The following is a 9,087-nucleotide window of genomic DNA, read 5'->3' on the forward strand; positions in this document are numbered from 1 at the left end:
ATTCGGCATTCGGGATTCGTAAGAGCAAAAGCGGATCGCTCTTGCGAATCCCGAATCACTAATCTCGCATCCCCGCCCTCAGAGGACATACACAAACAAAAACAGCGCCAGCCACACCACGTCGACGAAGTGCCAGTACCACGCAGCCGCTTCGAAAGCGAAGTGGTTGTCGCGGCTGAAGTGCCCTTTCGCCGCGCGCAGCCACATCACTGCCAACATGATCGTGCCCAGCAGCACGTGCATGCCGTGGAAGCCGGTCAGCATGAAGAAGGTCGAACCGTAGATGCCCGAGCCCAGCGTGAGATTGAGCTCGGTATAGGCGTGGATGTATTCCTCGGCCTGCAGGAACAGGAACACGCAGCCCAGCAGCACGGTCAACCCCAGCCATAACAAGAGCGCGCCACGGCGCCCGCCCTTGAGTGCGTGGTGGGCGATGGTCAAGGTCACGCCGGAGCTGAGCAGGATCAGCGTATTGACCAGCGGCAGGCCCCAGGCCGGGATGGTCTGGAACTGCCCACCGATCGTGCCCGGGCCATTGGTCGGCCAGGCAGCGGAATAGCCATTCCACAGCAGCTCGTTGGTCATCACGCCGTCGCCTTCCCCGCCCAGCCAGGGCAGCGTCAGCACACGCGTGTAGAACAGCGCACCGAAGAAAGCGCAGAAGAACATCACCTCGGAGAAGATGAACCACACCATCCCCATGCGGAACGAGCCATCCACCTGGCGGTTGTAATGCCCGGCATTGGATTCGCGGATGACATCGCCAAACCACATGAACAACGTCGCCAGCAGCATCGCCACACCGGCGAAGAAGGTCCAGCGCCCCCATGCGGCGTCGTTAAGCCAGCTGGCCACGCCAATCATCATCACGAACATCGCAATCGACCCGACAAAGGGCCATTTGCTCTGGCTCGGGACGAAATACGCATCGGCGTTGGGACTGTGATCGGCCATGGCGTTGCTTCCGTGTCGTGGTGCGTGTGGATGAAGGATCAGGGTGCGGCGCGCGGCGCGGCAGACATGCCGCCGCCCTGCAGTTCCGAGGTCAGCGCGTCGTTGCGATAGAACGTGTAAGACAGGGTAATCGTGGTGACTTCCGGCGGCAGTGCGGGGTCGACGATGAAACGCAGCGGCATGTCGCGCGTTTCGCCGGCCTGCAAGGTCTGCGCGGTAAAGCAGAAGCACTCGGTCTTGTTGAAGTAGCCAGAGGCACGCGCAGGTGCAACCGAAGGCACCGCACTGCCCACTACCGCACGCGCGCCATCGTTGCGCGCGAAATACAGCGCCTCGTTGAGCTCGCCCGGCACCACATCCATCGTCATCTGTTCGGGATGGAAGGTCCACGGCAATTTGGAATTGACCCCGCCGTCGAATTCCACGCGCACCGTGCGCTTGCCGGCGGCAGGTGGCGTGCCCGCGCTTGCGCGCGTGCTGCCAGGCGCACGCTCCATGCGGATGCCAAACACTTTCTCGCAGGCGATACGGTAGAGCGGCACCAGGGAAAACGTCAGCACGAACACGCCCAGTACCACGCCCAGCAGCTTGAACAAGCCGGCCGTCGGTGCATGTGCGGGCGCGCGTGCACTCACCGCCCGATGACTCCCGAGGCGATGAAGCCTGCATAGATCAGCAACGCGATGATGCCGACCGTGATTGCGGTACGGCGTACTGCACGGCGCTGCTGCGCCTGCCGTTCCGCAGCAGATAGCAGACGCGTCACCGCCGGCTCCGAGGCGGACTCAGTGGCCGATGTCTTCATGCGCAAGATCTCCAGGCTTGATCACCGGCGGCACGGTGAAGGTATGCGCCGGGGCAGGTGACGGCACCGTCCATTCCAGGCCCTTGGCACCTTCCCAGGAGCGCGCCTGTGCACGCGCGCCACTCCGCAACGAGGACAGCAGGATCGCAGCCATCAGGAACGGCGTGACGAACATGCCGAACGCACCGATCGAACTGACCAGATTCCAGTCGGCGAACACCACGTTGTAGTCGGGAATGCGCCGCGGCATGCCGGCCAAGCCCAGGAAGTGCTGCGGGAAGAACAGCAGGTTGACGAACACCATCGTCCACCAGAAGTGCACCTTGGCCCAGGTCTCGTTGTACATCCGCCCGGTCCACTTGGGCCACCAGTAGTACACCGCCGCAATCAGCGCGAACACCGCACCGGTCACCAGCACGTAGTGGAAATGGGCCACCACGAAGTAGGTGTCGTGATACTGGAAATCCGCCGGCACGATCGCCAGCATCAAGCCGGAAAAACCACCGATGCTGAAGAGGATCACGAACGCCACGGCCCACAACATCGGCGATTCGAAGGTCAGCGAGCCTTTCCACATCGTGCTGACCCAGTTGAACACCTTCACCCCGGTCGGGATGGAGATCAGCATGGTGGCGAACATGAAATAGATTTCGCCACCGAGCGGCATGCCCACGGTGAACATGTGGTGCGCCCAGACGATAAAGCTCAGGAACGCGATCGCTGCGATGGCGTACACCATCGCCTGATAACCGAACAGCGGCTTGCGGCTGAAGGTCGGGATGATTTCGCTGACCACGCCGAACGCCGGCAAGATCATGATGTACACCTCCGGGTGCCCGAAGAACCAGAAGATGTGCTGGTACATCACCGGGTCGCCGCCGCCGGCCGCGTTGAAGAAACTGGTGCCGAAGAACTTGTCGGTCAGCAACATCGTCACTGCGCCGGCCAGCACCGGCATCACCGCGATCAGCAGGAACGCAGTGATCAGCCAGGCCCAGCAGAAGATCGGCATCTTCAGCAGATCGATGCCCGGCGCGCGCATGTTGAGAACGGTGGCAATGATGTTGATCGCGCCCATGATCGAACTGACGCCGGCCACGTGGATCGCAAACACACTGAAGGCCACGTTGTAGCCGCCCTGCAGCGACAGCGGGGGGTACAGCGTCCAGCCACCGGCTGGCGCGCCACCCGGCAGGAACAGCGTCAGCAGCAGCAGGGTAAAGGCGACCGGCAACAACCAGAACGACCAGTTGTTCATGCGCGGCAATGCCATGTCCGGTGCACCGATCTGCAACGGGATCATCCAGTTGGCCAAACCGACGAAGGCCGGCATCACGCCGCCGAAGATCATCACCAGTGCATGCACGGTGGTCATCTGGTTGAAGAATTCCGGTTTGACGAACTGCAAGCCGGGCTGCATCAATTCGGCGCGAATCACCACGCTCATCGCCGCGCCGATGATGAACATGACGAAGGAAAACAGCAGGTACAGCGTGCCGATGTCCTTGTGATTGGTCGAAAAGAACCAGCGCTCGACGAAACCGGGCTGGTGGTGTCCGTGGTGATCGACTGCGGTGTGCGCCATGACGGAACGACCTCTGCGAAGCGAGCGGTTGCGGGCGATTAGAGAGCGGCGGTCGGTGTTGCGGCCTGGGCCGGTACTGCGGCAGGCGCGGCGTCACCTGCCGGAGCGGCCGGTGCACTGGCCGGCGTCGGCGCGGCGGCTGGCACCGCAGGCGCCGCTCCCGGCGCTGTGCCCGACGCACGACGACGCGACGCCAGCCAGCGCTGGAAGTCAGCCTTGGGCAGCGCCTCCACCACGATCGGCATGAAGCCATGATCCTTGCCGCACAACTCGGCGCACTGCCCGCGATACACGCCCGGTTGCTCGATGTTGGTCCAGGCTTCGTTGACGATGCCGGGAATCGCGTCTTGCTTCCATCCCAGCGCTGGCACCCACCAGGCATGGATCACATCGTCGGCAGTAATCACGAAGCGGATCTTGGTATTGACCGGCAACACCAGGCGGTTGTCGACATCCAGCAGATAATGCGGCTGCGAGGCCGCGGTGGGGCGCTCGCCGCTTTGGCGGATGCGATCGGATTCGCGTGCCAGGCGACTGGTGAATTCCACGCCCTGGCCCAGATATTCGTATTTCCACATCCACTGATAGCCGGTCACCTTGACCGTCATTTCCGATTCTCGGGTGTCGTACATCGCGATCAGTTTTGCCGTCGCCGGCCACGCCATCGCGATCAGCACCAGGACCGGGATCACCGTCCACAGCGCTTCTGCGGTGGTGTTGTGACTGAATTGCGCGGCCACCGCGCCCTTGGACTTGCGGAACTTGAACATCGCATAGCCCATCGCCGAGAACACCAGCGCGCCAATCACCACGCACACCCACAGCGCCACCATGTGCGCCTCGTAGGCCATGCGCGCGGTCTGGGTCACCCCGCGCCCCATGTTGAGCTGCCATTCCTTTGGATCGGCCGATTGCGCCCAGGCCACGGGCGCGCTCAGCAGCGCCGCCATCGCCAGGCCTACTTGTGTGCAGGTGTTGATCGACTTCCAGCTGCTGCGTTGCGTCATTGCCTAGACCCTTACGTCATCGGTGACGGCCATTGGCGGCCGCGAGCAAGCGTTTGAGCGTCGTTGCCAGTTCCACACGTTCGGCCGGCCCGAGAAAACTTCCGATCTCGATCTGCTTGCCGCTGCTGACCAGCAACACCCTGTCATCGCGTTCTATACAAAGCCGCACCCAATGCGGATGTGCCTGAAACGCTGGTGGCGCATGCCCGGACGGAAACACCTCGACAACGGCCTCCCCCACCCGGATCGCTTCTTCGCGCTCGCCACTTCGCCACAATTGCCGTAGCGCCAGCGCCACCACACCACTGTGCACCAGGGCAAAAACCGGCGCGAACGCATTGCCGGTCCACCACCCCAGGCCTGCAAATAACCACATCGTTCCCGCCAACACTGCGAACAGCTGCACGAATTGCCTGGCCGACAGGGCCCGCGGAGGCCGCAACCGCAGCTGCGTCCCAACCCCTTCGGACATCAACGGCAGCACTTCGATCATAAACAGCACGCAGCGCACTGCGGGAATAGCCCGATGGTAGACCCGCGCCGACGCATGCGGCAAGCATTTCCGGCGATCAAAAATTTGCTGCAGTGCAGCTAAAAGTGCGCATAAATCAATCACTTCCAAGTCGCACGACGATCGTCGTGCAGACATCCCGCGCCGCGCACCTGCGCCGGCGGCATGCACAAAACGGCGGGAAAGCCGCCGCTTCCACACAAGTGCGCAAGCCGTTTGGCTCACTAGAATGAGCACGGAATCCAAGGCACCTTTCGCATGAACGCTCAGCTCGACCCGCTTGCCTCCACCTCAGTTGCGCGCCCGCTGCTGGGGCCCGAACTGCCCGCCGCACCTGGCGCATTGCGTGCCGCCATCACCGCGGCCTGGCTCAAGGACGAAACCGAGCACGTGCGTGAATTGCTCGACCAGGCACGCCTGCCTGCCGCTGAGCAAGCCAAGGTGCAGGCGATCGCTGCCGATCTGGTTACCCATGTGCGGGCGCGTGCGCAGGACCAGGGCGCCATCGAAGCCTTCATGCGCCAATACGACCTGGGCAGCGAAGAGGGCGTGCTGCTGATGTGCGTGGCCGAGGCGCTGCTGCGCATTCCCGACCAGGACACTGCCGACAAGCTGATCCGCGACAAGCTTGGCGATGCGGATTGGAAGAAGCATATGGGCGGCAGCGATTCGGTGCTGGTCAACGCTTCCACCTGGGGCCTGATGCTGACCGGTCGGTTGGTGCAGCTCAATGACCTCACCCGCGCCGATGTGCCGGGCGCCTTCAAGCGCCTGATCGGCCGCGTCGGCGAGCCGGTCATTCGCCTGGCCGTGCGCCAGGCCATGAAGATCATGGGCCATCAGTTCGTCATGGGCCGCACCATCGGCGAGGCGCTGTCGCGTTCGCGCAAGGGCGACAACGCCGACTACCGTTATTCGTTCGACATGCTTGGCGAAGGCGCGCTCACCATGAAGGATGCGCAGCGCTATCTGCAGGCGTATCGGGATGCGATTCATGCGATCGGCCGCAGCGGCAGCTTCGTCGGTACCGATGTCTTTGCCGCGCCCAGCATCTCGATCAAGTTGTCGGCGCTGTATCCGCGTTACGAGCATGCCAAGCGCGCCCGCGTGATGGCAGAGCTGGTGCCGGGCGTGCTGGAACTTGCGCAGTTGGCCAAGTCGTACGGCATCGGCTACACCGTCGATGCCGAGGAAGCCGACCGGCTGGAACTATCGCTGGACATCATCGAGGCCACCTTCTCCGACCCGTCGTTGGATGGCTGGGAAGGCTATGGCCTGGCCGTGCAGGCCTATCAAAAACGCACGCCGTACACGATCGATTTTCTTGCCGATCTGGCGCGCCGTGTCGGGCGACGCATTCCGGTGCGCCTGGTCAAGGGCGCGTACTGGGACGCAGAGATCAAGCGCGCGCAGATCGAAGGGCATCCCGGCTATCCGGTGTTTACGCGTAAGCAGAACACCGACGTGTCGTACCTGGCATGCGCACGTCGCATGTTCGCGCACAGCGACGCGCTCTACCCGATGTTCGCCACGCACAACGCGCAGACCATTGCAGCGGTACGTGCGATCGCGGCAGGCAAGACCTACGAGCACCAGAAATTGCACGGCATGGGCGATGACCTGTATGCCGAAGTGATTCCTGCCGATCGTCTCGACCTGCCATGCCGCGTCTATGCGCCGGTCGGCTCGCACGAAGATCTGCTGCCGTATCTGGTGCGACGTTTGCTCGAAAATGGCGCCAATTCCAGCTTCGTCAATCGCATCACCGACGAGGATGTCGCCATCGAAGACCTCATCCGCGACCCGGTCGAGGCGGTGACGTCTTTTACTTCCATCCCGCATCCCAAGATTCCACTGCCAGCCGATTTGCTGCGTAGCCAGAACCAGAACAGGAAAAACTCCATGGGCGCCAATCTCGCCAACGACAACGATCTGCGCCAGCTGGCCGAGCAACTCAACGCCGCGATCAAACCGTGGAAGGCCGCGCCCCTGGTGCCTGGTGCGCTGATCAGCACGCCCAGCCAAGCGGTGTTGAATCCGGCAGATCGCCGCGAGACGGTTGGACAGTGGCACCCGGCCGATCCGGACACCGTCCAGAAGTCGCTGGCCAGCGCTGCGGCCGCGCAACCGGCCTGGAATCGCACACCTGCAGCGAGTCGCGCCACCATCCTGGAACATGCAGCTGATCTGCTCGAAACGCGCATGTCCGAGTTCATGGCGATCTGCGTCAAGGAAGCCGGCAAGACACTGCCCGACGCAGTGGCCGAAGTCCGCGAGGCCGTCGATTTCCTGCGCTACTACGCCGGCCAGGCGCGTGCGCAGTTCGGTGCCCCGGAGCGCCTGCCCGGACCGACCGGCGAATCCAACGAGCTGCAGCTTCACGGGCGTGGCGTCTTTGTCTGCATCAGTCCGTGGAACTTCCCGTTGGCGATCTTCCTCGGTCAGGTCGCCGCAGCGCTGGCGGCTGGCAACACGGTCATCGCCAAACCAGCCGAGCAGACCAACCTGGTTGGCTTTGCAGCGGTCAAGCTGCTGCACGAAGCCGGCGTACCGGAAGCGGCTGTGCAGTTCCTGCCAGGTGATGGCGCTACCGTTGGTGCTGCGCTGACCAACGACCCGCGCGTTGCCGGCGTTGCATTCACCGGTTCTACCGAAACCGCACGCATCATCAACCGCACCCTGGCCGCACGCGATGCTGCCATCGGCGTCTTGATCGCCGAAACCGGCGGCCAGAACGCCTTCATCGCCGACTCGTCCTCGCTGCCCGAAGCGGTGGTCAAAGACGCCATTTCCAGTGCCTTCATCTCGGCCGGGCAGCGCTGCTCCGCGGCGCGCGTCCTATTCGTCCAGGACGACATCGCCGACAAGGTCATGACGATGCTGGCCGGTGCGATGGGTGAGTTGAAGATCGGCGATCCGGGCCTGCTCTCGACCGACGTTGGCCCCGTCATCGATGCTGATGCCCTCAAAATTCTCGACGATCACGCTGCACGCATGGATCGGCAAGCGCGTCTGATCGGCAGCACCGCCCTGGACGGTAGCACCGCACACGGGAGCTTTTTCGCTCCACGCGCCTATGAGCTGACATCGCTGTCCCAGCTGCAGCGGGAAATTTTCGGGCCGGTGCTGCACGTGATTCGCTGGAAAGCCGACCAGCTCGATGCCGTCATCGAGCAGATCAACGCGACCGGTTACGGCCTCACGTTGGGTGTCCACTCGCGTATCGATGAGACGATCGACCGCATTACCTCGCGCGTGGCGGTAGGCAACGTCTACGTCAATCGCAACCAGATCGGCGCCGTGGTCGGCGTACAACCGTTCGGCGGCCAGGGCCTGTCCGGCACCGGCCCCAAGGCCGGCGGCCCGCATTACCTGCTGCGTTTCGCAACCGAGAAAGTCGTCACCGTCAACACCACTGCGGCAGGCGGCAATGCCTCGCTATTGACCTTGGGTGACTAATACCGCCCAGCAGATGCTGGCGTCTGCCCGCTGATCGGTTCGTCATTACCGATTGCAGCCAGATGTACCGTCGGCACACCAACAAAAACCCCGCTCATGCGGGGTTTTTGTTGGTGGCTGGCGCAGCTTTTCAGATTGTCAGTCGTGGAGGGTAGCCCAACGATCCAAAGCATCGCTCACAGCTCGGCGAACAAGGGGTGGGCCTTCGTGGCGCACGTCGCCAGCTATTCGAATCGACGGCTCCCAGGCGGGCGCCCTCATGGTGCACGTTGCTGAATTCGATCCAAGAGTTATCGGACACCTTCACCGCGTGTCGTGTTACCTCTGATGCCTTGCATCTGGTCTCATCAAGGATGTGGGAAACATCGCAGATGCCGTGATCGATCCGCTCTACGCTGTCTTTGTATTGAAGATATGCCGGCAAGGACGTCGGCTGCGTGAGGCTGCTCTGGGCAATGTCTATTATCGGCTACAGCGACTGCCGCACCACGCGTTTGGCATTGGCCAGGGGAGTGACGACCAGAGAGGCGGAGCCCGCCCCTCTTTCAAGGCATTTGCGAGTACTGCGTTGCAAGGCTTCGTGCCAACACGCGTGCGGGACGCTTGGCTTGGCTCTGTTGCCACGAGCAGGGCGATCTCGGTGCCGAGGCGCCGATCAGCAAGCGGCGCAAATGCGCCAACTCCCCCCTTGACGCAGCAACGGCGTGGCGGGATGTAAGTCGCGTTGCGCGAAGTGCTGTCCAGTCCTCAAATTCGGCGCAAAAAG

General features: G+C 62.8%; 7 protein-coding genes. 1 reads left to right on the plus strand and 6 read right to left on the minus strand.

What is annotated here, in order from left to right; translation table 11 throughout:
- Positions 1-78: 78 nt before the first annotated feature.
- From J7367_RS12770 to J7367_RS12790, 6 genes are read right to left on the minus strand one after another with little or no spacing between them, the layout of a single operon-like run.
- Positions 79-954 (minus strand): cytochrome c oxidase subunit 3, encoded by an 876-nt coding sequence (locus tag J7367_RS12770; protein ID WP_022560174.1) that lies wholly within the window; start codon positions 952-954, stop codon positions 79-81.
- 38 nt (positions 955-992) lie between these two features.
- Positions 993-1,589, minus strand: coding sequence for a cytochrome c oxidase assembly protein (locus tag J7367_RS12775; protein ID WP_057658676.1), 597 nt, complete (start codon positions 1,587-1,589; stop codon positions 993-995).
- Complete coding sequence (locus J7367_RS22455; RefSeq protein WP_008577456.1) at positions 1,586-1,720, minus strand: hypothetical protein; 135 nt, start codon at positions 1,718-1,720, stop codon at positions 1,586-1,588. The genes J7367_RS12775 and J7367_RS22455 overlap by 4 nt, the downstream gene beginning before the upstream one ends.
- 19 nt (positions 1,721-1,739) lie before the next feature.
- Entirely contained in the window at positions 1,740-3,344 is a 1,605-nt protein-coding gene (ctaD, locus tag J7367_RS12780; protein ID WP_005911527.1) for a cytochrome c oxidase subunit I, read from the minus strand.
- Between the two features lie 38 nt (positions 3,345-3,382).
- Positions 3,383-4,351: a cytochrome c oxidase subunit II gene (gene coxB, locus J7367_RS12785; protein ID WP_057658680.1), complete on the minus strand. Its 969-nt coding sequence runs from the start codon at positions 4,349-4,351 to the stop codon at positions 3,383-3,385.
- 16 nt (positions 4,352-4,367) lie between these two features.
- Positions 4,368-4,844: a DUF2244 domain-containing protein gene (locus tag J7367_RS12790; protein ID WP_017157717.1), complete on the minus strand. Its 477-nt coding sequence runs from the start codon at positions 4,842-4,844 to the stop codon at positions 4,368-4,370.
- A 276-nt stretch (positions 4,845-5,120) separates the two neighbouring features.
- Between J7367_RS12790 and putA the strand changes: the two genes are divergently transcribed.
- Entirely contained in the window at positions 5,121-8,321 is a 3,201-nt protein-coding gene (gene putA / locus J7367_RS12795) for a bifunctional proline dehydrogenase/L-glutamate gamma-semialdehyde dehydrogenase PutA (protein ID WP_057658682.1), read from the plus strand.
- The last annotated feature ends 766 nt before the right edge of the window (positions 8,322-9,087 follow it).

Source organism: Xanthomonas sp. D-36-1, from assembly GCF_017746155.1.
GTDB lineage: Bacteria > Pseudomonadota > Gammaproteobacteria > Xanthomonadales > Xanthomonadaceae > Xanthomonas > Xanthomonas cissicola.

Bases quoted from the DNA above. Each gene is read 5' to 3' on its own strand.
- J7367_RS12770 (WP_022560174.1), bottom strand. From the start codon at position 954: ATGGCCGATCACAGTCCCAACGCCGATGCGTATTTCGTCCCGAGCCAG.
- J7367_RS12790 (WP_017157717.1), bottom strand. From the start codon at position 4,844: ATGATCGAAGTGCTGCCGTTGATGTCCGAAGGGGTTGGGACGCAGCTG.
- putA (WP_057658682.1), top strand. From the start codon at position 5,121: ATGAACGCTCAGCTCGACCCGCTTGCCTCCACCTCAGTTGCGCGCCCG.
- ctaD (WP_005911527.1), bottom strand. From the start codon at position 3,344: ATGGCGCACACCGCAGTCGATCACCACGGACACCACCAGCCCGGTTTC.
- coxB (WP_057658680.1), bottom strand. From the start codon at position 4,351: ATGACGCAACGCAGCAGCTGGAAGTCGATCAACACCTGCACACAAGTA.